Raw genomic sequence first — 24,120 nt, 5'->3', positions numbered from 1 at the left:
CCGCCGCCGCGCGAGGCTCATCACCATCCCGAGCGGATACTGGTGCGACGGCGTAACGAGCATCAGCTTCGGCGGCTCGGCCAGATCGGCGGCCGACGGCGCGATCCCTTCGTCGTCGACCGGAATCGGCCGGGTGGTCAGCCCCGACACGTTCAGCACGCTGCGCACGCCCCAGTAGCACGGGTCCTCGGTCCAGATCGCGTCGCCCGGATCGGTCAGCAGCCGCACCGCGAGGTCGATCGACTGGTGGATGCCGGTCGTGATCACGATCTGCTCGGGCGTGCAGCGCACCGAGCGCGACGTGCGCAGGTAGTCGGCCAGCGCCTCGCGCAGCAGCGCGAGCCCGCCGCCGGGTGCGTAGGTCAGCAGGTCCGGACGCAGGCGCCGCCAGTACTTGTTGTGCAGCCGCGTCCACACGCGCGCCGGAAAGCGCGACACATCGGGCACGCCTGGCATGAACGCGCCGCCCTGGCGCTTCGACACGCCGGCGCCTTCGACGAGCCGCGTACCGCGCGCGGACAGCCGCCGCACGGACGGCGTCACGACGGCCGGGCCTGCGCCCGCGTCGGGCGGCGCGCCGACGATCTCGTCCGGCGCGCTGTCGGCGACGAACGTGCCGCGCCCCGTCGCCGAGTTCACATAGCCTTCGAGTGCAAGCTGTTCGTAAACCTGCGTGACCGTGTTGCGCGCGATCCCGAGCTCGGCGGCCAGCAGCCGCGACGACGGCACGCGCGTGCCGGCCGGCAGTTCGCGCGACAGGATCGCCTGTTGCAGCAGCCGGTGAAGCTGCCGGTAGATCGGCTGTTCGCCGCCGCGCACGAGGCGCTGCGCCAGCCAGTCCGACAACACGCTCGCGCGCATGATTGGCTCCTGAATATTTATTGAAATGGCTCTGATTGCCAGAGCCAAATGTGATTATAGTCGCCTCCATGGGCTGCCAAGGCGCCCGATTCCCTACCCACCGGACAGAACATCAAGGAGATGACCGTGAAGAATGCCGACCTGCAGGCCCGCAAGAACGCCGCCACCCCGCGCGGCGTCGGCGTGATGTGCGATTTCTACGCCGCCCGCGCCGAGAACGCGGAGCTGTGGGATGTCGAAGGCCGCCGCTTCATCGATTTCGCCGCCGGCATCGCGGTGCTGAACACGGGCCACCGTCACCCGAAGATCGTCAAGGCGATCGCCGATCAGCTGAACAACTTCACGCACACCGCTTACCAGATCGTCCCGTACGCGTCGTACGTCGAACTGGCGGAAAAGATCAACGAGCGCGCGCCGGGCGACTTCCCGAAGAAGACGGCGTTCTTCACGACCGGCGCCGAAGCCGTCGAAAACGCGATCAAGATCGCGCGCGCGGCAACCGGCCGTCCGGGCGTCATCGCATTCTCGGGCGGCTTCCACGGCCGCACGATGATGGGCATGGCGCTGACCGGCAAGGTCGCGCCGTACAAGCTGAACTTCGGCCCGTTCCCGGGCGACGTGTTCCACGCGCCGTACCCGAACGCCGTGCACGGCGTGACGACCGCCGACTCGATCAAGGCGATCGAGATGCTGTTCAAGGCCGACATCGATCCGAAGCGCGTCGCCGCGATCATCTTCGAACCGGTCCAGGGCGAAGGCGGCTTCAACCCGGCGCCGGCCGAATTCGTGCGCGCGCTGCGCAAGATCTGTAACGAACACGGCATCCTGCTGATCGCCGACGAAGTGCAGACGGGCTTCGCGCGCACCGGCAAGCTGTTCGCGATGCAGCACTACGACGTGCTGGCCGACCTGATCACGATGGCGAAGAGCCTCGCGGGCGGCATGCCGCTGTCGGGCGTCGTCGGCCGGGCGGACGTGATGGACGCGGCCGCCCCCGGCGGCCTCGGCGGCACCTACGCGGGCAACCCGCTGGCAGTCGCCTCGGCGCACGCGGTGCTCGAGATCATCGACGAAGAGAAGCTGTGCGAGCGTGCGACGCAACTCGGCGACGTGCTGAAGGCGAAGCTGAATGCGCTGCAGGCCGACGTGCCGCAGATCGCCGACGTGCGCGGCCCCGGCGCGATGATCGCGGTCGAATTCCTGAAGCCGGGTTCGGGCGAGCCGGATGCCGAATTCACGAAGCGCGTGCAGACGCGTGCGCTCGAGCGCGGCCTGCTGCTGCTCGTGTGCGGCGTGTACTCGAACGTCGTGCGCTTCCTGTTCCCGCTGACGATCCCGCAAGCCGTGTTCGACGAAGCGCTGGTGATCCTCGAGGAAGTGCTGAAGGAAACGGTCGGCGTGCCGGCCTGAGTGCCCGTCCACTTCAACTGAATGCGCCGCCGCCGTCGTGAAGACGGCGGCGGCCGTTTTCATCCGTCCTTTTTCGAAGCAGGTGATGCATATGAGCACGGTTCAGGAAACCCTGGCACTGAAAGATCCGTCGCTGTTCCGCCAGCAGGCGTACGTCAACGGCGAATGGCAAGGCGCGACGAACGGCGAGACGTTCGAGGTCCGCAACCCGGCCACCGGCGGCCTGCTCGGCACCGTGCCGGCGATGGGCACGGCGGAAACGCGTCACGCGATCGACGCCGCGAACGCCGCATGGCCGGCGTGGCGCAAGAAGACCGCGAAGGAACGTGCGGTCATCCTGCGCAAGTGGCACGACCTGATGATGGACAACGCCGACGACCTCGCGCTGATCCTCACGACCGAGCAGGGCAAGTCGCTCGCCGAAGCAAAGGGCGAGATCGGCTACGCGGCGTCGTTCCTCGAATGGTTCGCGGAAGAAGGCAAGCGCGTGTACGGCGACACGATCCCGACGCCGGCGAGCGACAAGCGCATCGTCGTGACGAAGGAAGCGATCGGCGTATGCGCGGCGATCACGCCGTGGAACTTCCCGGCGGCGATGATCACGCGCAAGGTCGGCCCGGCGCTCGCGGCAGGCTGCCCGATCGTCGTGAAGCCGGCGGAAGCGACGCCGTTCTCCGCGCTCGCGATGGCCGTGCTAGCCGAACGCGCGGGCGTGCCGGCCGGCGTGTTCAGCGTCGTCACGGGCGACCCGAAGGCGATCGGCGGCGAACTGACGTCGAACCCGATCGTGCGCAAGCTGTCGTTCACGGGCTCGACGCCGGTCGGCCGCCTGCTGATGGCGCAGTGCGCGGCGACGGTCAAGAAGGTGTCGCTGGAGCTCGGCGGCAATGCGCCGTTCATCGTGTTCGACGACGCCGATCTCGATGCGGCCGTGCAGGGCGCGATCGCGTCGAAGTACCGCAACAGCGGCCAGACGTGCGTGTGCACGAACCGCTTCTACGTGCACGAAGCCGTGTACGACCAGTTCGCGCAGAAGCTCGCGGCGGCCGTCGGCCAGTTGAAGGTCGGCCGCGGCACGGAGCCGGGCGTCACGCAGGGCCCGCTGATCAACGAAGCGGCCGTGCTGAAGGTCGAGGCGCACATCGAGGACGCGCTCGCGAAGGGCGCAACCGTCGTGACGGGCGGCAAGCGCCACGCGCTCGGCCACGGCTTCTTCGAGCCGACCGTGCTGACGGGCGTCACGCCGGCGATGAAGGTCGCGAAGGAAGAGACGTTCGGGCCGCTCGCGCCGCTGTTCAAGTTCGGCAGCGACGACGAGGTGATCCGCCTCGCGAACGACACCGAGTTCGGCCTCGCCGCGTACTTCTACAGCCGCGACATCGGCCGCGTGTGGAAGGTGGCCGAAGCGCTCGAATACGGGATGGTCGGCGTGAACACGGGCCTGATCTCGAACGAGGTCGCGCCGTTCGGCGGCGTCAAGCAGTCGGGCCTCGGCCGCGAAGGCTCGCACTACGGCATCGACGACTACGTCGTGATCAAGTACCTCTGCCTGGCCGTCTGACGGTTCGGGCCTGCCGCTTCCCGGCGACAGGCCCTCGCCGCCCGGCCGGAACCGGGCGGCCCGACGCGGGCCGGCGCCTCTCCGTCGCGCCCGCGTCACTTTCCCTTCCCGCGATCAGCGGAACACGTTCACCGCCTCCACCAGCCGCGCCGCCTGCTGCTTCAGGCTTTCCGATGCCGCCGTGCTCTGCTCGACGAGCGCCGCGTTCTGCTGCGTGATGTTGTCCAGATGCACGACCGCCTGGTCGACCTGCGCGACGCCCGTGCTCTGTTCGGCCGTCGACGAGCTGATCTCCGCGATGAGATCCGACACGCGCTTCACCTGCGTGACGATGTCCTCCATCGTCTTGCCCGCGCCGTCGACGATCCGCGCACCCGACTCGACGCGCTCGACGCTCGCGCCGATCAGCGTCTTGATCTCCTTCGCCGCGTTCGCGCTGCGCTGCGCGAGCGCGCGCACTTCACCAGCGACCACTGCGAAGCCGCGCCCCTGATCGCCCGCGCGCGCCGCCTCGACCGCCGCATTCAACGCGAGGATGTTGGTCTGGAACGCGATGCCGTCGATCACGCCGATGATGTCCGCGATCTTGCGCGAGCTGTCGGTGATGTCGTTCATCGTCGCGACGACTTCGTTCACCGCCTGCCCGCCGCGCCCGGCCGCCTCGCTCGCGGACACCGACAACTGGTTCGCCTGCAGCGCCGTCTCCGCATTGCTCGATACGGTCGCCGTCATCTCGGCCATCGACGCGGCCGTCTGCTGCACGCTCGTCGACGCCTGCTCGGTGCGCGCGCTCAGGTCGTTGTTGCCTTGCGCGATTTCATTGCTCGCGCGCTGCACGTTCAGCACCTGTTCGCTGACGTCGTCGACGAGCCAGCGGAACATCAGCCCGAGCTGGTTGATCGTGCGCAGCGTCATGCCGATCTCGTCGACGCGGTTCATCCGCACGCCGCTGCGGCTCTCGCCGGTCGCCACGCGCAACGCCTCGTCGCGCAACTGCCGCAGCGGCCGCACGATCTGCGCGTCGAGCCACAGCCCGGCCGCCGCCGTCACGCCGACCGCCGCACCGGCGAACGCCGCGAGCCCGCCTCCGGTCAACCCGGCCGCCCAGCCGGCGCCGACGACCGCCGGCGCCAGCACGCACAGCGTCGACACCAGCCGCGCCCGCACCGACATCGTCTGGAACAGCGACGCGACGCGCAGCGCGCCCGTGCGCACGATCAATCCCTTGTGGAACCGGCGGCTGCCGGCCTTGCCTTCGCGGAAATCGCGATACAGCGCCTCGGCGGCCGCGATCTCGTCGCGCGTCGCCTTCGTGCGCACCGACATGTAGCCCTTCGGCTGCCCGTTGCGCATCACCGGAATCGCGTTCGCGCGCACCCAGTAGTGATCGCCGTTCTTGCGGCGGTTCTTCACGAGCGCGGTCCACGGCTCGCCGCCCTTGAGCGTCGCCCACATGTCGGCGAACGCCTCCTTCGGCATGTCCGGATGCCGCACCACGTTGTGCGGCTGGCCTTCGATCTCCTCGGGAGAAAAGCCGCTGACCTGGATGAATGCCGCGTTCGCGTAAGTGATATAGCTGTCGGCATCGGTCGTCGACATCAGCGTCGCATCGTCGGCAAATTCGAATTCGCGTTGCGTGACGGGCTGGTTGTTGCGCATGGTGTGGAGCTCCGGGTGGCGGATCTTGCGTCCGCTCGTCGATTGATTCGAGACCCCGCGCATGGCGATCGATTCGCATGCATGTGAGTCAGGCTCCTGCACTTTCGGCAAATTCGGCGAAAACATTATGCCGTATTCGGGTAAATATGCATTAAAGATGCATCAACTTGTTTTTTCCGAATAACTTGTTCATGGATAAAATGAAACGCCTTGTCTGGCAACGGTTTGGCGGCTATTCGTCTGATCATTGCACGTCATGATTTCGGCGCGATTTAATGCGCAAACACGCAATCGGAAATACGAATATCTCCCATTCCACGTCATTCGATTTAACCCGCAAACCTGAATGGGCGCTGTGCGCGACATCCGGCGTTCATCGATCACCCGCACGTCGCGCCCCCTTTCGCGCCATCACCTGAACACGTTCACTGCATCCACAAGCCGCGTCGCCTGCTGCTTCAGGCTCTCCGATGCCGCCGTGCTCTGTTCGACGAGTGCCGCGTTCTGCTGCGTGATGTTGTCCAGGTGCACGACCGCCTGGTCGACCTGCGCAACACCCGTACTTTGCTCGGCCGTCGACGAGCTGATCTCCGCGATGAGGTCCGATACGCGCTTCACCTGCGTGACGATGTCCTCCATCGTCTTCCCAGCCCCATCGACGATCCGCGCGCCCGACTCGACCCGCTCGACACTCGCGCCGATCAGCGTCTTGATCTCCTTCGCCGCGTTCGCGCTGCGCTGCGCGAGTGCCCGCACTTCGCCGGCCACCACCGCGAAGCCGCGCCCCTGTTCGCCTGCACGTGCCGCCTCCACGGCCGCATTCAGCGCAAGGATGTTGGTCTGGAACGCGATGCCGTCGATCACGCCGATGATGTCCGCGATCTTGCGCGAGCTGGCGGTGATCTCGCTCATCGTCGTGACGACCTCGCTCACCGCCTGCCCGCCGCGCTCGGCCGCATCGCTCGCGGACACCGACAACTGATTCGCCTGCAGCGCGGTCTCGGCATTGCTGGACACGGTCGCCGTCATCTCGGCCATCGACGCGGCGGTCTGCTGCACGCTCGACGCGGCCTGTTCGGTGCGCGCGCTCAAGTCGCCGTTGCCCTGCGCGATCTCGTTGCTCGCGCGCTGCACGTTGTGCACCTGCTCGCTGACGTCGTCGACGAGCCAGCGGAACATCAGCCCGAGCTGATTGATCGTGCGCAGCGTCATGCCGATCTCGTCGACCCGGTTCATCCGCACGCCGCGCCGGCTCTCGCCGGTCGCGACGTTCAGCGCCTGCTCGTGCAGCCGCTTCAGCGGTTGCACGATCTGCGCGTCGAGCCACCAGCCGGCGGCGGCCGCCGCGCCGACCGTCACGCCGGCAAACGCCGCGAGGCTGCCGCCGGTGAGCCCGCAGGCCCACCCCGCGCCGACGACGGCCGGCGCCAGCACGCACAGCGCCGAATGGACGCGCGCCCGCACCGACATCGTCTGCGGCAGCGATGCGATCCGCAGCAGCCCGGTGCGGATGACGAGGCCCTTGTGGAACCGGCGCTGGCCAGCCTTGCCTTCGCGGAATGCGCGATACAGCGCATCCGCGGCCCGGGTCTCGTCGTGCGGCGCCTTCGTGCGCACCGACATGTAGCCTTGCGGCGCGCCGTTGCGCATCACCGGAATCGCATTCGCGCGCACCCAGTAGTGATCGCCATTCTTGCGGCGGTTCTTCACGAGCGCTGTCCACGGCTCGCCGCGCCGCAGCGTCGCCCACATGTCGGCGAACGCCTCCTTCGGCATGTCCGGGTGACGCACCACGTTGTGCGGCTGGCCGACGAGTTCCTCGTTCGAGAACCCGCTCACTTGCGCGAACGTCGTGTTCGCGTAGGTGATGATGCTGTCGGCATCGGTCGTCGACATCAGCGTGACGTCGTCGGGAAAATCGAATTCCTGTTGGGTAACGGGCTGGTTGTTGCGCATGCAAGGCTCCGAAAGGCGGATCTGTCGTCCGCGCCGCGCTGAAATCGCGCTCAGTAGCCGAAAAACGGTTGCTCGCTTTACGACACTCTCGTCCTTACTGTCGGCAATTCAGCGAAAAACCTTAATTCCGTTGCGCACAAAATGGGCAATCCAGCCATTGCCATGATTTCGATCAAATAATCCGGCGATAATCACCGCGCGCGTTTATCTGGCTGTCACGAAGCGCCGCGCGGCATTGACAATGCCGGCGGCCGTTGCGTGCGGCGAAACGATTCGCTTATCCTGCTCCATTCGACCTGAATTCGAATCCGATGAAAAAGGCATTGCATGAACTGAATCGGCTGTCCTGGAATACGGCGACGGTCGCGCATAACAGCCATAAAGGCGATCAGGCTGCATTTTTCCGCAATGGCGGCTCGACGCTGTTTCCGGAAGAACGCGAACTGCTCGGCGATCTCACCGGTTTGCGGCTCTTGCACCTGCAATGCAACGCGGGACAGGACACGCTGAGCCTCGTGCGCGACGGCGCGGACGCAACCGGCGTCGACATCTCCGACGAGGCGATCGACTTCGCGCGGCAACTGTCGGCCGACGCGGGCCTGCCCGCGCGCTTCGAGCGCGCCGACATACTCGACTGGATGCCCGCAGCCGCCGCGCGCGGCGAGCGCTTCGATCGCGTGTTCACGTCGTACGGCGCGATCTGCTGGCTGTCGGACCTGAGCGCATGGGCGCGCGGGATCGCCTCGTTGCTCGCGCCGGGTGGCCGCTTCGCGATGGTCGAGTTCCACCCGTTCTCACTGTATTTCGACGAACAGTGGCAGCCGCGCTACGACTACTTCAACGGCGACGCGACCGAGGAACCCGCAGGCGTCGGCGATTACGTCGCGGCGTCGGCACGGGGCTCGGCGAGCAGCACGATCATCCGGGCATCGTCGGTTTCGCGAACCCGCATCCGAGCTACGAGTTCATGTGGGGCATCGGCGACGTCGTGAATGCGCTGGTCTCGGCCGGGCTCGCGATCGACCGCCTGAACGAATATCCGTACTCGAACGGCTGGAAGGGCTTCAACGGCATGCGTGAGCTGGCGGGCCGCCGGATGGTGCCGCCCGAAGGCATGCCGCGCCTGCCGTTGATGTACGCAATCGCCGCGCACCGGAGGGCCGCATGACCCGCCGCACCGCCGCCGAGCGCGACGCGCTGTCGGCCCGCCTGCTGGCCCGCGACGACGTGCCGCTCGTGTGGACCATCGACCGGCGCGAAATCATCGAACACCTGTACGTATTGCGCGACGGCGCGCTGCATCTCGTGCCCGAGTTCTACGACGTGGCCGGCTGGCCCGACGGCGAAGCCGACCACTACACGCCGATCCTGCTCGACTGCCACGACCGCGGCGGCTGGTTTCTCGGCCGGTTCGACGGCGCGCGACTCGTCGCGGCAGCGATCGTCGACAGCCGGCCGCTCGGCCCGCGGGGCGACATGCTGCAGTTGAAGTTCCTGCATGTAAGCCACGACTGGCGCGGTTGCAGGCTCGGCGAACAGCTCTACCGCGCGGCGCAGGTGCAGGCACGCGCGATGGGTGCCGAGCGCCTGTATGTGTCGGCGACGCCGTCGCAGCGCACGATCGACTTCTACCTGCGGCTCGGCTTCACGGTCAGCACGGCGCCCGATCCCGAGCTTTACGCGCTCGAGCCCGAGGATATTCACCTCGAAGGGCCGACCGCGTGACGGTCCGGCACACGGATGAAGCGTAGAATTTTCCGCCCCGCCCCAGCCGTCATCAGCTGCCATCAGCCGTCACGGAGTGCGACATTGAACAACGCCCCGCCACCGCCCGCCACGCCGAAGATCCTCGTCAGCATGTGCGTGGTCGGCCATCCGGTCCGTTACAACGGCTCGGCGAAGACCGCCGCGCACGAGGCGCTCGAACGGTGGCAGCGCGAGGGGCGTCTCGTGGCCGTCTGCCCGGAGCTGGCGGGCGGCTTGAGCGTGCCGCGCCCGCCTGCCGAGATCGCCGGCGGCGCATCGGGGCAGCAGGTGCTGTCGGGGCACGCAAGGATCGTCGACGTGAACGGCGCCGACGTGACGGCGCCATTCGTTGCCGGCGCGCAAACCGCGCTGGCCCTCGCGCAGGCACACGATTGCCGCTTCGCGATCCTCGCCGACGGCAGCCCGTCGTGCGGCAGCACGTTCATTTACGACGGAAGTTTCGCGAGCCGGCGGCAGGCGGGCGCCGGCGTCACGGCGGCGCTGCTGCGCGAGCATGGCATCGAGGTGTTCGCGGACACCGAGATCGACGCGCTCGACGCGCGCCTCAGGCAACTGTCGCAGGCCGGTTAACGACGATGGGCGGCACGAGACACCTCGTGCCGCCCATCGTGGCGGATACAGCACAGCGGTGAAGCGGCGCATATCCGGCCGCTTCACCGCATCACGCCGGTCACACGCGTTCGATCGCGATCGCGATGCCCTGACCGACGCCGATGCACATCGTGCACAGCGCGAAGCGGCCGTTCGTGCGATGCAGCTGGTACATCGCGGTCGTCACGAGGCGCGCACCCGATGCGCCGAGCGGGTGGCCAAGCGCGATCGCGCCGCCGTTCGGGTTCACGCGGGGATCGTCATCGGCCACGCCGAGCATGCGCAACACGGCGAGACCTTGCGACGCGAACGCCTCGTTCAGTTCGATCACGTCGAACTGGTCGATCGTCATGCCGAGCCGCGCGAGCAGCTTCTGCGTGGCCGGCGCCGGGCCGATGCCCATCACGCGCGGCGCGACGCCGGCCGTCGCGATCCCCAGCACGCGGGCGCGCGGCGTCAGGCCGAAGCGCTTCGCGGTTGCTTCGTTCGCCAGCAGCAGCGCGGCGGCGCCGTCGTTCACGCCCGACGCGTTGCCGGCCGTGACCGAGCCATCCGGACGCACGACGCCCTTCAGCTTCGCGAGCGCTTCGAGCGACGTTTCGCGCGGATGCTCGTCGCGCGACACGACCACCGGATCGCCCTTCTTCTGCGCAATCGTGACCGACACGATTTCTTCGGCCTGCGTACCGTCCTGCTGCGCCCGCGCGGCTTTCTGCTGGCTGCGCAGCGCGAACAGGTCCTGATCCGCGCGGCTGACGTTGTAGTCGACCGCGACGTTCTCCGCGGTTTCCGGCATCGAATCGACACCATGCAGCTGTTTCATCAACGGATTGACGAAGCGCCAGCCGATCGTCGTGTCGTAGATGTCGGCCTGGCGCGCGAACGCGCTCGCGGCCTTGCCCATCACGAACGGCGCGCGCGTCATGCTCTCGACGCCGCCCGCAACCATCAACGCGGCTTCGCCCGATTTGATCGCGCGTGCGGCCACGCCGACCGCATCCATGCCGGAACCGCACAGGCGGTTGATCGTCGAACCCGGCACGCCCTCCGGCAAGCCCGCGAGCAGCGCCGACATGCGTGCGACGTTGCGGTTGTCCTCGCCGGCCTGGTTCGCGCAGCCGTAGATCACGTCGTCGATCGCCGTCCAATCGACGTCGCGATTGCGCTCGACGAGCGCCTTGAGCGGCACCGCGCCCAGATCGTCGGCGCGCACGCCGGACAGTGCACCGCCGTAACGCCCGATCGGCGTACGGATCGCATCACACAGAAAAGCTTCGGTCATCAGTGTCTCCGGTCCCGTGAAAGGCAGGGAAATGAACAGGGCGCGCCCCTTGCATTGCCCGCCGGGATGCGCTCGGATGTTCTACATACGAACATAAGATCGTGTATCGAACGTTCAACGCATCATAGGGAGTGCGGGGACGACCTGTCAAGGGCACGGCCCGTCGGGAGGTTGGCGTGTCGGGCCCCATGCGCTATCTTCTCGGCTGCACGACATTCCAGGCGCTCATGACAACCGACGATATTCAGACGAAACCCGGCGACTCCTATGTACAGTCGTTCGCGCGCGGCCTCGCGGTGATCCGCGCGTTCGACGCGGCGCGCCCGGAGCAGACGCTCACCGAGGTGGCATCGGCCACCGGCCTCACGCGCGCGGGGGCCCGCCGGATTTTGCTCACGCTGCAGACGCTCGGCTACGTCGAGGCCGACGGCCGGCTGTTCCGGCTCACGCCGAAGATCCTCGAGCTCGGCTTCGCGTATCTCACCTCGATGCCGTTCTGGAATCTCGCCGATCCGGTGATGGAGCAACTGTCCGCGCAGATCCACGAAAGCTGCTCGGCCGCAGTGCTCGACCGCACCGAGATCGTCTACGTGCTGCGCGTGCCGACCCGCAAGATCATGACGATCAACCTGTCGATCGGCAGCCGGCTGCCCGCGTACTGCACGTCGATGGGCCGTGTGCTGCTGTCCGCGCTCGACGATGCGGCGCTCGATGAAACGCTCGCGCAGAGCACCATCCGCGCGCATACGCCGCGCACGATCACCGACCTCGGCGAACTGAAGGCGGCGATCGCGCAGGTGCGTCAACAAGGCTGGGCCGTGGTCGATCAGGAACTCGAAGTGGGGCTGATGTCGCTATCCGCGCCGATCCGCAACCGGCGCGGGCAGGTCATCGCCGCGATGAACATCAGCGGCAACGCGCAGCGGCATACCGCGAAGCAGATGGTGAAGGAGTTTCTCGGGCCGCTGCAGCAGGCCGCGCAGACGGTATCGGAGCTGGTGGCGCGGCGCGGTTGAGCGCCGGGCGAGATCGTCATATCGGTGACGCGATAAAGCGCCCAATAAAAAGACGGGCGGCACAAGGCCGCCCGCTCAAACTCTGATCTCTGCAACGTTCTTCTCACGGAACACGGAGCGCACTCCGCGTCGCACAATTTAGTGACGCACTCGCACACGGTCAATCTGACGAGAACGAAATTGCATCGCGTCGGCAGGACACCGCCCCGCTCACGCGCCCAGCAGCATCCCCTTTCGCACCGGCACCGTGCCCGTCACGCGGCCGAGCGGCGCGCCAGCCGTCACGAAACGGATCGCGCGGCGCATGTAGAACACGCCATCGGTCGCGCTCGAGATCGTCGTGATCGCGTCCGTCAGCGGATCGACGATGTCGAACAGCGGATCGCCCGCACGGATCGTCGCGCCGATCGCCGCGCGGTGCACGAGGATTCCGCTCACCGGCGCATAAAACTGCTCGCTGCCCGCGAGCGGCGTGGCCGGCGCGGCCAGCGGCGGCAGTGGCGCACGTTCGCCGCGCACCGCGCCGCACCACGCCAGATAGTCGACGAGCGCGTCGGCGTCGCGTTGCGCGTATTCGTACGTCACGTCGCGCTGACCCCGACACTCGACCGTCACGGCCACGGTGCCGGCCGCCATCGGCGTGCCGTCCGGCAACTGCGCGCGCAGTCGCGACCACAGCAGGTGATGGGCATCGTCGAACGCATGGCCGCCCGAATCCTCGGCGAGCAGCGACACCTCGGCGCCGAGATACCGCGCGAGCGGCTCGACGTCCGGCCACGCGGTATCGCTCGTGTAGACGTGCATCACCGCTTCGAGCGAGCAATGCAGGTCGATCACGACGTCGGCGTCGTGCGACAGCTTCAGCAGCGCCAGCTGCAGCGCATCGAACTCGGTGCGCGGCGCGATTTCATCGAGCGCCGCGCCGACGCATTCGCGCACGACCGCGCGATTGCGTGCGCCGTCGTCGCCGAGCCGGTCGCGCGCACGCGCGGCGATCTCCGCGAGCGGCAGGAAGCCGCGATTGAAGTTGCGCCCGCTCGCGAGGTCGAAACGGCCGATGAACTGCCCGAGCAGATGATGATTGAGGCCGACCGGGTTCGACACCGGCACGAGCACGATTTCGGCCGCGAGCCGGCCTTCGGCGTCGAGCTGCGCGAGGCGCTGCTTGAGCACGAACGCCGCGAGCATCGCGGGCGTCTCGTCCGCGTGCAGCGCGGCCTGCAGGTAGATCTTGCGGCCGCTGCCGGCCGGCCCGAAATGAAAGCTCGTCAGCGTGCGCTGCGTGCCGATCGACGGCGACAGGAGCGGCGTGGTGCGAATCTGCATCGATGGTCTCGAATGGATGAAAGCGGGGAATCGGGCGAACGGGCCGGCGCGGCGCTCAGTCGCCGTACGGATTGAAATCGAAATACTGCTTCGCGATCCGGTCGTACGTACCGTCCTTCAGCATCGACGCGATCGCGCCGTCGATCGACGCCTTCAGCGCGGTATCCGACTGCCGCATGCCGATGCCGACGCCGCGATCGCCCATGTCGAGCGGCGCGCCGACGAATGCGAAACCCTTGCCGCGCGGCTGGCGCAGGAACCCGTAGTCGGCTTCCACGGTGCCGAGCAGCGCCGCGTCGAGGCGGCCGTTCACGAGATCGGCGAACACGTCGTCCTGGCTCTTGTACGGCACCACGCCGACGCCGGCCGGCGCCCAGTGCGCGAGCGCCCACGATTCGAATTGCGTGCCCGACTGCACGCCGACGCGCTTGCCGGCCAGCGACGCCGCCGTGCCGTCGAGCCCGCTGCCGGGCCGCGCGACGAGCCGCGACTTGAAGCGGAACAGCTTCGACGAGAACAGGATCTGCTTCTCGCGCTTCGCGGTGATCGCCATCGACGACAGGATCGCGTCGATCTTGCGCGCCTGCAGCGCGGGGATCATCCCGGAGAATTCGAGCTCGACCCACTGGCAGCGCAACTGCGCGCGGCGGCAGATCTCGTTGCCGAGATCGACGTCGAAGCCCTTCAGGCTGCCGTCGGGCGCCTTCGCGTCCATCGGCGGATAGGTCGGGTCGATGCCGAGCCGCACCACGTGCGCGTCGAGCGCATATGCGGACGTGGCCGCCAGGCCAATGCACAGGAAAACGAGCGGGACGAGGAAACGTTTCATGGTCGACGACGGGCAGGAAGAGGAACGAACGGCATGAGCCGGACTGCCTGCGATCGTAGGGGCCGCGCGCGGCCGCCGGAACCATCGGCTGGCTTATCATGATCGGTATTTCCGATCACCGGCCTCGCTGCTTCCCATGGCGTTCACGCTGTCCCAGCTCCGCATCTTCCAGGCCGTCGTCGAGCACGGCAGCCTGCGCGCGGCCGCCCGCGCGCTCGATCTCGCGCAAAGCGGCGTCACGCAGCAACTGCAGGGCCTCGAGGCGACGCTCGGCGCGACGCTGTTCACGCGCACCAACCGCGGGATCGTGCCGACGGCCGTCGGCCAGCGGCTGCTCGCGCGTTCCGGTTCGATCCTCGGCGAATGCGAGCAGGTCGAGCGGGAAATCCGTCAGTTGAGCGGTGCCTACGAAGGCACCGTCACGCTCGGCCTCGTGACCGAGCCGCTGATCGACGCGTTCGCGCCGGTGCTGACCGCGTTCCGCGCGCGCTTCGACAAGGTGGACGTGCACCTGCGCACCGGCACGTCGCGGATGATGATCGGCTGGCTGCGCGAGAGTGCGGTCGATTTCGCGATCGCGCTGGTCGCGAAGCAGACCGACACGACCGATCTCGCGGTCACGCCGCTGCGCACGTCGGCGCCGGTGGTCGTCTGCCGCAACGGGCATCCGGCGATGCACGCGCAATCGCTCGCCGAGCTGGGCGACTACGGATGGGTGTCGACGCGCTCGCCGAACCTGAGCGCCGACCCGGTCGTCAACCGGCTGCTCGCGTACTTCGATACGCACGGCCAGCCGCCGCCGAAGATTCTGGCGACCGTCGAAGGAATGTTCGAGACGCTGCAGATCGTCACGCAGACCGATTCCCTCGCGCTCGAAACCGAAGCGATCACGCGGCACGGGCCGTTCGCCGGCGCGCTCGTGAAGGTGCCGGTGCGCGAGCAGGCCGAAGCGCAGGACATCTGCCTGCTGCAGCGCGCGGCCGTGCCGCTGACGCCCGCCGCGCAGGAACTCGCGACGATGCTCGCGTCGTATTTACGGGTGGTGCGCGGGCGGTAAGGCCACCCGCCTCGCACGTCAGTCCAGCGATTCCCGCGCCGTCTCGCGCAGCATCGCGACCGCGATCAGCGACAGCACCACGCACGCGGCCACGTAGCCGGCCGGCGCGAGCTTGCTGCCGGTCGTCTTCACGAGCCAGGTCGCGATCAGCTGCGCGGTGCCGCCGAAGATCGTCACCGCGAGCGCATACGCGATCGAGATGCCCGTCGCACGCACGTGGCGCGGCAGCGACTCGCACATCAGCGCCATTTCCGATGCCGAGCCGAGCGAATAGAACAGCAGCATCAGCGCGGTCAGCGGCAGGATCACCGACAGCGTCGGATGATGGTTCATCAGCCAGAACGCCGGGAACAGCAGCGCGACCAGCACGCCGCGGCCGACGAAGATCGGCAGGCGGCGGCTGCCGAGCTGGTCCGACAGCCAGCCGAACAGCGGGCATGTGACCAGCATCACGCAGCCCGACGCGACGCCGACGAACATCGACAGCTTCATCGGCAGGCCGAGCGTATGGATCGCGTAGGTCGGCATGTAGAAGGTGAGGATGTAGGTCGACACCGTGCCGCCCATCACCGTGAGCATCAGCAGCAACACCGTGCGTGTGTGCTTCGAGAACAGCTCGCGCAGCACGCCGCGTTCGATGCCGTGATGGCGGTCTCCGGGCGCGTCGTCCGCGAGCCGGCGGCGCAGATACATCCCGACCGGCGCGATCAGCACGCCGACGAGAAACGGCAGCCGCCAGCCCCAGCCTTCCAGCGCGTCCTTCGTCATCGTGTTGGACAGCAACGCCGCGAACCCTGAACCCATCAGCGCGGCGCCGCCCTGCGTCGCGAGCTGCCAGCTCGCGCGGAACCCACGGCGCGACGTGCCGCCCTGTTCGAGCAGCGTCGACGTCGCCGCGCCGAATTCGCCGCCCTGCGAGAAACCCTGCAGCAAGCGCGCGAACACGACGAGCAGCGGCGCGGCGACGCCCACCTGCGCATAGGTCGGCGCGATCGCGATCAGGCCGGTGCCGAGCGCCATCAGCATGATCGTCAGGTTCAGCGCGGCCTTGCGCCCCTTGCGGTCCGCGTAGACGCCGAGCACGACGCTGCCGAGCGGCCGCGTGAAGAAGCCGGCGGCGAACGTCGCGACCGACAGCAGCAACGACGTGGTCGGGTCGCTCGACGGGAAGAACAGCTTGCCGATCAGCACCGCGAAGAAGCCGTACACGGTGAAATCGAAGAATTCCAGCCAGTTGCCGATCACGGCCGCGGCGATCGCGCCGCGCCGCGTGACGGCAGGCGCGCCCGGCGCGCCGGTGTCGGCGGCCTCCGCCGACGCGGGGTGCAGCGCGAGATGATCTTTCTGCATCGCTATCCTCTCCTGTCAATGCGGCCGGAAGCGCCGGCCGCCCGCCGCCGCCGCGATTACTGTCCGAGGTAACGCTCGACGAGGCGCGTCCAGAACGCCGCGCCGATCGGCAGGTTGCGATCGTTGAAGTCGTATTTCGGGTTGTGCACCATGCAGCCGTCCTCGCCTTCGCCGTTGCCGAGCCGCACGAACGAGCCCGGCCGCTGCTGCAGCATGAACGCGAAATCCTCGCTGCCCATCAGCAGGTCGGTCTGCTCGACCACGTGCGCATCGCCGACGAGTTCGCGCGCGACCTGCGCGGCGAAATCCGTTTCGGCATCCGTATTGACGACGACCGGATAGCCTTCGATGTACTCGACGTTCGCGCTCGCGCCGTAGCTCGCGGCCTGCGTTTCGGCCAGCTCGGTGATGCGGCGCTTGAGCAGCGCGCGCACTTCCGGGCTGAACGACCGTACGCTGAGTTCGAGGCGCGCGCCGTTCGGAATCACGTTGTTCGCGGTGCCCGCGTGCATCGAGCCGACCGTGACGACCGCCGGCTGCGACGGGTCGACGTTGCGCGCGACGATCGTCTGCAGCGCCATCACGATGCTCGCCGCGACGACGACCGGATCGACTGTCAGGTGCGGCCGAGCCGCGTGGCCGCCGACGCCCTCGATCGTGATGATCGCCTTGTCGCCGGCCGACATGAACGGGCCGCGCCGCGTGAGGAACACGCCGGGCGCCGCGCCCGGATGGTTGTGCATGCCGAACACGGCATCGCACGGGAAGCGCTCGAACAGGCCGTCGTCGATCATCTTCTTCGCGCCGCTGTCGACGCCGTGCTCTTCCGCCGGCTGGAAATACAGGTGGACGGTGCCCGAGAAGTTGCGCGTCTTCGCGAGATGCTGCGCGGCGCCCAGCAGCATCGTCGTGTGGCCATCGTGGCCGCACGCGTGCATCTTGCCGTGCGTGCCGCTCGCATACGGCAGGCCGGTCGCCTCGACGATCGGCAGCGCATCCATGTCGGCGCGAATGCCGATGCTGCGCGTGCCGTCGCCCACCCGCAACGTGCCGACCACGCCCGTCTTGCCGACCCCGCGCGTCACCTGCCAGCCCCATTGCTCGAGCTTGTCCGCGACGAGCGCGGCCGTGTCGTGCTCTTCGTACGCGAGCTCGGGATGATGGTGGATGTGGTGGCGGATCTCGCGCAGCCCGCCGGCGGCGGGCATCAGATCCTCGACTTCGGTGAAGCGGGTATTGGGGGTATCGGTGGTCATCAAGGGGCTCCTGCTGATTGTCAGCGTGTCTCGCACGCGGCGTTTGCATGCGGGAAAGCGAGCCACTATAGCCAGCCGATATCGGTTCAAGAAGATGCGGAATTTTTCACCGTGATAAGTGTTTTTAATCAGGGTTAGTACGGATGCGCCGGTCCGGCTTGTAGTTTTCGATTGGGTACCCGCTACTGCGGCGTAAGACTACTTCTTGATTGCACTCAACTGCCGATCGAAGTCCGCGGGATCGAAGTAGTCTCGCCAAACCGTGATTCGATCATCGACGATGGTCAGGGTACCCATCACGGGAAGCGTGATTTTTCCGCCTGATTCGTGTTGAAAGACGTCGATCCGCTCATTGAGGACGACGTTTCCCGCTGCGGCGATATGGGTCACCGTCCAGTCGACCTTGAACGTCGTACCGATCCCGAAGTCGCCGTGGAATTGGCGAACATTGTCCCGTCCAACGATGTCGGGGAACGGAACGTTGTCGTAGAGGACATCATCGGAGAGCATCGACAGCGCGTCGTCGATGCGGTTTTCGGTCCAAAGCGAAAAGAATCGAAGCGCCACGGCCAAAACATCGGTAGTCATCTCGGCTCCTCAAAATGGGGGGGAAAAGCAGGCGCGGGACATCGCGCACCAGCAGGTGCGCGATGTCCCGCCAGTCTTATTCTTGAACGAATGCCAGCAGTTCCGCGTTCAAGACACTCGCGTTGACGGTCAACATCCCATGGGAGAAGCCCGGGAACGTTTTCAGCTTGCCGTTCTTCAACAGTTTGATCGCCTTGAGCGCCGCGTCCTTGTACGGGACGATCTGGTCATCCTCGCCGTGAAGCACCAGCGTCGGCACGCCGATCAACTGGAGATCTTCGGTCTGGTCCGTTTCCGAAAACGCCTTGATACCCTCGTAGTGGGCTTGCGCGCTACCCATCATTCCCTGGCGCCACCAGTTCTGAATCACGCCCTGATGAACGGTCGCGTCAGGACGATTGAACCCGTAGAACGGGCCCGCGGGCACGTCTACGAAGAACTGCGCGCGATTTTCAGCGAGCCCCTTGCGTAGCCCGTCGAAGACATCCAGCGGCAGGCCTTCGGGATTCGATGGCGTCTTCAGCATCAGCGGCGTCACGGCGCTCACGAGAATGGCCTTTGCGACACGCCCCGTCGGCTCGCCGTGCCTCGCAACATAGCGCGCCACTTCGCCCCCGCCGGTGGAATGGCCGATATGCACGGCATGCCTGAGGTCCAGTGTCTCGACGAGCGCAAACGCGTCCGCTGCGTAATGATCCATGTCGTGACCTTCTGCGACCTGCGACGAGCGCCCGTGTCCGCGCCGGTCGTGGGCAATAACGCGATACCCGTTCGCCAGGAAGAAGAGCATCTGGGTATCCCAGTCATCCGCGGAGAGCGGCCAGCCGTGATGGAACACGATCGGCTGAGCGTCCCGGGGGCCCCAGTCTTTATAGAAAATGTCTACGCCGTCCCGCGTGGTAATGAATGACATGATCGTGTTCCTTTCGTACGGTTGCAGGGAAGTAACGGGTGCTGCGGAAGTCGTCGTCGCGGCCCGCGCGATCTCGCAGGGTGGTCGCCGGAATGCGGCCGGCAGGCGAAAAGCACGCCCGCGGGTGCCGTCCGATCTCGAGCCGCCTCAGGAAGGAGTGGTTACGTCGACGCCGCGAACGGGTAATCGATGTAGCCCTGCGCGTCTTGCGTGAACCATGTGGCCGGGTCGTCTGACGCGAGCGGAATCGCTTCGGCCAGACGCCGAGGGAAGTCCGGATTGGAAATGAACGGGCGCCCGAACGTAACGGCGTCGGCGACGCCCGCATCGAGTTCTGCCTGAGCTCGAGTGGCGTCGAAATCCGAGTTGAGCACCAGCGGTCCTTTGAAAGCCGGTCGAATTTTCGCCGCGAGCGGGTCGAGGTACCCGACGCCGAAACTGCCGTTCAGCGGAGGCTCGCGCAGTTCCAGGAACCCGATCCCTACCGCGGACAGCGCCTCGGCGGCCGCGATAAACAACGGCAAGGGATCGCTGTCGCGCACGCCCTGCGTTTCGCCGTTCGGAGACAGGCGGACGCTGGTACGGCCGGGACCCGCTACATCCGCGACAGCCCGGGTTGCCTGGATGAGCAGCCGGAGCCGATTCGAGATCGATCCGCCATACGCGTCGCCGCGGAAGTTGGCACTGTCTCGCAGGAATTGATCGATCAGATAACCGTTCGACGCATGCAACTGTACGCCGTCGAAGCCAGCCTGCAGCGCATTTCGTGCCGCGGCGGCGAACTGCTCGATGATCGCGGGAATTTCTTTTGTCTCGAGTGCGCGTGCCTGCGTGTAGGGCTGCTTGCCCGAGTAGGTATGAGCGTGGCCGGGCGCCGTCGTCTCGGACGAGGAGACAGGCGGTGCGTCATCCAGAAAGCTCGGATGCACGACTCGCCCCATATGCCACAGCTGCGCAATGATGCGGCCGCCCGCTTCGTGCACGGCATCGGTCACCGTGCGCCAGCCGGCAATTTGCGCAGCTGTCCACAGCCCGGTGGCGTAAGGCCATCCCAGGCCCTGCCGGGAGATGCCGATCGCCTCCGAGATGATCAGCCCCGCGGAGGCACGCTGACTGTAATAGTCCGCCATCATCGCGGTCGGTACGTGTTCGCGCGTTCCCCGCGCACGCGTCATCGGCGCCATGAGGATACGGTTGGGCACTTCAATCGCACCGAGTCGCAAGGGATCAAACAGCGTAGGCACCCCAACCTCCTTCTTGTTTTCGCCAACGTGGAAATGCCGGCAACGCTTCACCCAGTTCAGACGAGGCGAGCGCCGCCGTCGACATGAATCGTCTCGCCGTTCATCGATCCATTGCTCATGAGGAACACCACTGCCGCGCCCACTTCTTCGGCGGTTCCCAACCGATGCAACGGCAATTTGTCTTTCAATGCGTTGACGTACGCGTCACGACCTTCGCCGAGCGTGCGAGCGAGCAACGGCGTGTCGGTGGTGCCGGGCGAAACGGTGTTGACACGGCGAGGCGCAAGTTCCAGAACCAGCCCTCTGGCCAGCGCCTCCATCGCGGCCGATGCCGACGCAAGAATGGCGGTGCCATAGGCATTGGGTCGGTCGGCCAACACGCCGGAAATAAACGTGACGGAGGCATCGGCCGCCAGGCGGTCACCCAGCGCGCGCAAAGTATGGACGGCGGCCCAAACGCGCTCGTCGAACGCCCGCCGCAGATAGTCGACATCCGCGTCGAGTACCTTGCCTGCCACGAAGGTTCCCGCGAGGAGAACGAGATGGTCGACGTGAGCGATGTCGGCCAGTGCCGAGACGATGGTTTCCGGCCGGGTCACGTCGGCGCTCCGCCAACCCGCGAATCCATTCTCGATGGCGACCTGTTCGGCACCCTCCGGATTGAACCCGACCACCGTGACGCTTGCACCCGCGGCCTTGGCCTGTTTGGCTGCCGCAAGGCCGATTCCGGACGTTCCGCCGAAGATGAGGACGGACTTGCTCTTGAGTGAATGGGAATCGAAATCAGAGGTCATGGAGTGGGTCCCTGTCAGCCGGCGCAACTCGAAACGGCGCCGTGCAGAGACTCTATACTTGACGGCCGACATTGATAATCAGCGCCCGATTCGCTTCTATATTTCCGCCATGGAACAAATCAGCCTGGACCGTCTCACCGGCCTCATCGCATTTAGCCGCGCGGCATCGTTGGGAAGCTATTCGGCTGCGGCGCGGGCGCTCGGCGTCACGCCTTCCGCGATAAGCAAAAGTATCCAGCGTCTGGAGCGTCACTTCGAGATCAAACTGTTCAACCGCACGACACGGTCATTGACGCTGACTCAGGAAGGGCGCGACCTGCATGAACGCACGCTGCGCCTGCTGTCGGAAATGGAAGCGATCGAACAGGCCGCTGCCTCGGCGCGATCCGAGCCTGCGGGCATCCTGAAAGTGACCGCGCCGCTGCCGATCGGGGTTCATCTCATCGCGCCCGCCCTACCCGCGTTTCGCCAGCGCTTTCCCAAGCTGTCGATCGACCTGCGCCTGGGCGATCATTTCGTCGACCTCGTCGGTGAAGGTATCGATGTGGCCGTTCGCGTCGGGGATCTCACGGGCTCTCGTTTGGTCTCGCGAGCGCTTTCGCCTCACTACATCGGCGCCTATGCGTCTCCGGACTACCTCGCCAAACGCGGTGTTCCCAGGCATCCTGACGAACTCGTGGAGCATGATTGCGTGAACTTTCGCTTTCAAAGTTCGGGGCAAGTTCTTCGCTGGACGTTTGCCACGGACGAAGGGCCGCTCAGCCTCACGCCGGATGCGGACATCGTCGTCGATACCAGCGATGCGGTGGCTGCCGTCATGGCGGCTGGCGGAGGCGTGGGCATTTCGCCGACGTATGTCGCGGCAGCGTACGTCCGGCGCGGGGAACTCGTGCCGATCCTCACCGAGTTCGTCGAACCGCGCTCCACTATCACCGCCCTTTGGCCGGAGAGCCGCCGTAGTAGTCCGAACGTCAAAGTATTGCTGGCATACCTCAAGAAGGTTTTCGCTTCGTATGCGGCAGAGCATTGACGGGCAGCCGATGGTTTTCGGACTACCTGGAGGAGCGGCCGAAGCGATCTTTCGACGGAACGATTCCGGCAGCCACGGCGAATGACGCGAAACAGCTCTTCGCTCATCGCAACCACATCCTTGCGGTCCTTCCGCGCAAGTTCGACGTTCTACTCTGAGCCGGCCATACCGACCACAGTTGCCCCAAGACCTTTCGTCCATTGAGGGAGGGCCATGCCGACGCCGCCCGCGGCGGCATCGGCGGCGCACGCTCCACGGCAACGGACCGTCGCCCGCCGATCGCTTCAGCAACGCGTGCTTTCATCCGGTGATCAGTCGCGGCGCTTCCCGTGAACCTGCTGTACGGTCACCGTGCCCTTTTTATCGCCAAAATGCGCGATCACGTAGTTCGAGACAGCCGCCACATCAGCATCCGAGTACACACTTCCGAATGACGGCATCATGTGGGTCTGTCCATTGATCTGCACATTCGTTCCATGGAGCAGCACCTGCATCAGCGCTGTACCCGATGGATCGTTGACCGCACGACTGCCGACGAGGTCGGCATACGGCGATTGTCGTCCTGCACCGTTCCATTGATGGCATCCCGCGCAGTCCGCGGCAAACAGACGTCGACCACGACCATTTTCGTCGCGGGCGCTTTCCCCCGGCAGGACCGGATTCGACGCGCGCGCAGCGGCCGGCGCAAGCTCAACGGGGCCTGCACCGCCACCCTTCACAGGCGTTATCCCGCGAAGGTATGCGACCAACGCGCCGATGTCGTTTGACGTCAAATGTTGAAGACTATGCTCGACGACCTCCGCCATTGGGCCCGCCGCGGAACTGCGGCCGCGCGCATGCCCTGTCGATAGATAGCCGGCAATCTGCTCGTCCCGCCATGCGCCAATGCCGTAAAGATCGTCCTGCGTCGTGTTATACGCTTTCCAGCCATCGATGTCGGCACCCGACAGATACGCGCGGGATTGCATCGCAAATCCGGCATTTCGTGGCGTATGACATTCGCCGCAGTGCCCGAGCGGCCCTGCCAGATACGCGCCGCGATTCCACTCGACGCTTTTCGCTGGATCGGGCCTGAATCGCTGCTCGTGGAAGAAGATCGCATTCCAGAACGCCATGCCCCAACGCTGGTTGAACGGAAACGCGAGCGTATTGAGCGGCGCAGCCTGTCGCACCGGTGCCAGGGAAAGCAGATACGTCTTGATATCCAGCACGTCTTCGCGGCTCATTGCCGTATATGACGTATAAGGCATCGCCGGATACAGGTGCCCGGCCCGACCGACACCCTGACGCACCGCCCTGACGAACGCGTCGTCAGTCCAGTCGCCTATGCCGGTTTCCTTGTCGGGCGTGAGGTTGGTGGAATAGATCTTCCCGAACGGCAGGTCGAACGCGCGTCCGCCCGCATAGGGCGTGCCGCCCGGAGCCGTATGACATGCGACGCAATCCGCCGCCCGCGCGAGGTAGGCGCCGCGCGCGACACCTGCCGGTAGATCCGCCGGCACGCCCGCGAAAGGCGACACCGGTTCGGGCCCGGACGGTCGAAGCGCGGTGTATGCGAACCATCCTGCAGCGACGAGAATGACCAGCAGTCCAAAGCAAGCGATCCGGCGAAGGATCTTCATGGTGTCAA

Annotated in this window: 20 protein-coding genes and 1 pseudogene; 8 read left to right on the top strand and 13 right to left on the bottom strand. The window is 66.3% G+C overall.

What is annotated here, in order from left to right:
• On the bottom strand, positions 1-861 hold an 861-nt coding region (locus tag AP428_RS28775; RefSeq protein WP_156349356.1), incomplete at its 3' end, for a PLP-dependent aminotransferase family protein.
• A 126-nt stretch (positions 862-987) separates the two neighbouring features.
• Between AP428_RS28775 and AP428_RS28770 the strand changes: the two genes are divergently transcribed.
• The gene (locus tag AP428_RS28770; RefSeq protein WP_027814522.1) at positions 988-2,271 is read left to right on the top strand and encodes a 4-aminobutyrate--2-oxoglutarate transaminase; all 1,284 of its coding nucleotides are present in this window, start codon (positions 988-990) and stop codon (positions 2,269-2,271) included.
• Between the two features lie 91 nt (positions 2,272-2,362).
• Positions 2,363-3,832, top strand: a complete 1,470-nt coding sequence (gabD, locus tag AP428_RS28765; protein ID WP_011546842.1) for an NADP-dependent succinate-semialdehyde dehydrogenase — start codon at positions 2,363-2,365, stop codon at positions 3,830-3,832.
• A gap of 114 nt (positions 3,833-3,946) precedes the next feature.
• On the opposite strand, the gene AP428_RS28760 is transcribed toward gabD, so the two are convergent.
• Positions 3,947-5,491, bottom strand: coding sequence for a PAS domain-containing methyl-accepting chemotaxis protein (locus AP428_RS28760; protein WP_011694867.1), 1,545 nt, complete (start codon positions 5,489-5,491; stop codon positions 3,947-3,949).
• A gap of 411 nt (positions 5,492-5,902) precedes the next feature.
• Positions 5,903-7,447 carry a PAS domain-containing methyl-accepting chemotaxis protein gene (locus tag AP428_RS28755; RefSeq protein ID WP_054928437.1) on the bottom strand — a complete coding sequence of 515 codons (1,545 nt, stop codon included), beginning with the start codon at positions 7,445-7,447 and terminating at the stop codon, positions 5,903-5,905.
• A gap of 311 nt (positions 7,448-7,758) precedes the next feature.
• On the opposite strand from AP428_RS28755, the pseudogene AP428_RS28750 reads away from it, so the two are divergent.
• The 3 genes and pseudogenes from AP428_RS28750 (at position 7,759) to AP428_RS28740 (ending at position 9,784) form a co-directional block, all read left to right on the top strand.
• Positions 7,759-8,615, top strand: a pseudogene (locus AP428_RS28750) (class I SAM-dependent methyltransferase).
• A complete protein-coding gene (locus tag AP428_RS28745) occupies positions 8,612-9,172 on the top strand; it encodes a GNAT family N-acetyltransferase (RefSeq protein ID WP_054928436.1) in 561 nt (186 codons plus the stop codon). The pseudogene AP428_RS28750 and the gene AP428_RS28745 overlap by 4 nt, the downstream one beginning before the upstream one ends.
• 84 nt (positions 9,173-9,256) lie before the next feature.
• A complete protein-coding gene (locus AP428_RS28740) occupies positions 9,257-9,784 on the top strand; it encodes a DUF523 domain-containing protein (RefSeq protein ID WP_054928435.1) in 528 nt (175 codons plus the stop codon).
• Between the two features lie 100 nt (positions 9,785-9,884).
• Here the strand turns inward: AP428_RS28740 and pcaF are convergent, their stop codons facing one another.
• Positions 9,885-11,087, bottom strand: coding sequence for a 3-oxoadipyl-CoA thiolase (gene pcaF / locus AP428_RS28735; protein ID WP_054928434.1), 1,203 nt, complete (start codon positions 11,085-11,087; stop codon positions 9,885-9,887).
• A 227-nt stretch (positions 11,088-11,314) separates the two neighbouring features.
• Here pcaF and AP428_RS28730 point away from each other — a divergent pair, with 227 nt between their 5' ends.
• Positions 11,315-12,103, top strand: coding sequence for an IclR family transcriptional regulator (locus AP428_RS28730; RefSeq protein WP_027813851.1), 789 nt, complete (start codon positions 11,315-11,317; stop codon positions 12,101-12,103).
• 210 nt (positions 12,104-12,313) lie between these two features.
• Here the strand turns inward: AP428_RS28730 and AP428_RS28725 are convergent, their stop codons facing one another.
• A complete protein-coding gene (locus AP428_RS28725) occupies positions 12,314-13,429 on the bottom strand; it encodes a succinylglutamate desuccinylase/aspartoacylase family protein (RefSeq protein WP_054928433.1) in 1,116 nt (371 codons plus the stop codon).
• Positions 13,430-13,484: 55 nt separating this feature from the next.
• A complete protein-coding gene (locus AP428_RS28720; protein ID WP_011546833.1) occupies positions 13,485-14,258 on the bottom strand; it encodes a transporter substrate-binding domain-containing protein in 774 nt (257 codons plus the stop codon).
• Between the two features lie 136 nt (positions 14,259-14,394).
• Here AP428_RS28720 and AP428_RS28715 point away from each other — a divergent pair, with 136 nt between their 5' ends.
• Positions 14,395-15,315, top strand: a complete 921-nt coding sequence (locus AP428_RS28715; RefSeq protein WP_011546832.1) for a LysR family transcriptional regulator — start codon at positions 14,395-14,397, stop codon at positions 15,313-15,315.
• Positions 15,316-15,333: 18 nt separating this feature from the next.
• On the opposite strand, the gene AP428_RS28710 is transcribed toward AP428_RS28715, so the two are convergent.
• From AP428_RS28710 to AP428_RS28685, 6 genes are all read right to left on the bottom strand, one after another.
• A complete protein-coding gene (locus tag AP428_RS28710; protein ID WP_011546831.1) occupies positions 15,334-16,665 on the bottom strand; it encodes an MFS transporter in 1,332 nt (443 codons plus the stop codon).
• A gap of 56 nt (positions 16,666-16,721) precedes the next feature.
• On the bottom strand, positions 16,722-17,921 hold the full coding sequence (locus AP428_RS28705) for a M20 aminoacylase family protein (protein ID WP_011546830.1): 1,200 nt from the start codon (positions 17,919-17,921) through the stop codon (positions 16,722-16,724).
• A gap of 198 nt (positions 17,922-18,119) precedes the next feature.
• Positions 18,120-18,509, bottom strand: a complete 390-nt coding sequence (locus AP428_RS28700) for a limonene-1,2-epoxide hydrolase family protein (protein WP_011546829.1) — start codon at positions 18,507-18,509, stop codon at positions 18,120-18,122.
• A 76-nt stretch (positions 18,510-18,585) separates the two neighbouring features.
• Positions 18,586-19,422: an alpha/beta fold hydrolase gene (locus AP428_RS28695; RefSeq protein ID WP_011546828.1), complete on the bottom strand. Its 837-nt coding sequence runs from the start codon at positions 19,420-19,422 to the stop codon at positions 18,586-18,588.
• 161 nt (positions 19,423-19,583) lie between these two features.
• The gene (locus tag AP428_RS28690; RefSeq protein WP_011546827.1) at positions 19,584-20,666 is read right to left on the bottom strand and encodes an alkene reductase; all 1,083 of its coding nucleotides are present in this window, start codon (positions 20,664-20,666) and stop codon (positions 19,584-19,586) included.
• Between the two features lie 56 nt (positions 20,667-20,722).
• On the bottom strand, positions 20,723-21,460 hold the full coding sequence (locus AP428_RS28685; RefSeq protein WP_011546826.1) for an SDR family oxidoreductase: 738 nt from the start codon (positions 21,458-21,460) through the stop codon (positions 20,723-20,725).
• Between the two features lie 109 nt (positions 21,461-21,569).
• On the opposite strand from AP428_RS28685, the gene AP428_RS28680 reads away from it, so the two are divergent.
• Positions 21,570-22,490: a LysR family transcriptional regulator gene (locus tag AP428_RS28680; protein ID WP_011546825.1), complete on the top strand. Its 921-nt coding sequence runs from the start codon at positions 21,570-21,572 to the stop codon at positions 22,488-22,490.
• A 311-nt stretch (positions 22,491-22,801) separates the two neighbouring features.
• On the opposite strand, the gene AP428_RS28675 is transcribed toward AP428_RS28680, so the two are convergent.
• A complete protein-coding gene (locus AP428_RS28675) occupies positions 22,802-24,112 on the bottom strand; it encodes a cytochrome c (RefSeq protein ID WP_011546824.1) in 1,311 nt (436 codons plus the stop codon).
• Positions 24,113-24,120: the final 8 nt, after the last annotated feature.

The sequence above is a fragment of the Burkholderia sp. E168m22 genome, from assembly GCF_001319805.1.
Classification (GTDB): domain Bacteria; phylum Pseudomonadota; class Gammaproteobacteria; order Burkholderiales; family Burkholderiaceae; genus Burkholderia; species Burkholderia orbicola.
This window is presented reverse-complemented; position numbering and strand designations above follow the sequence as displayed.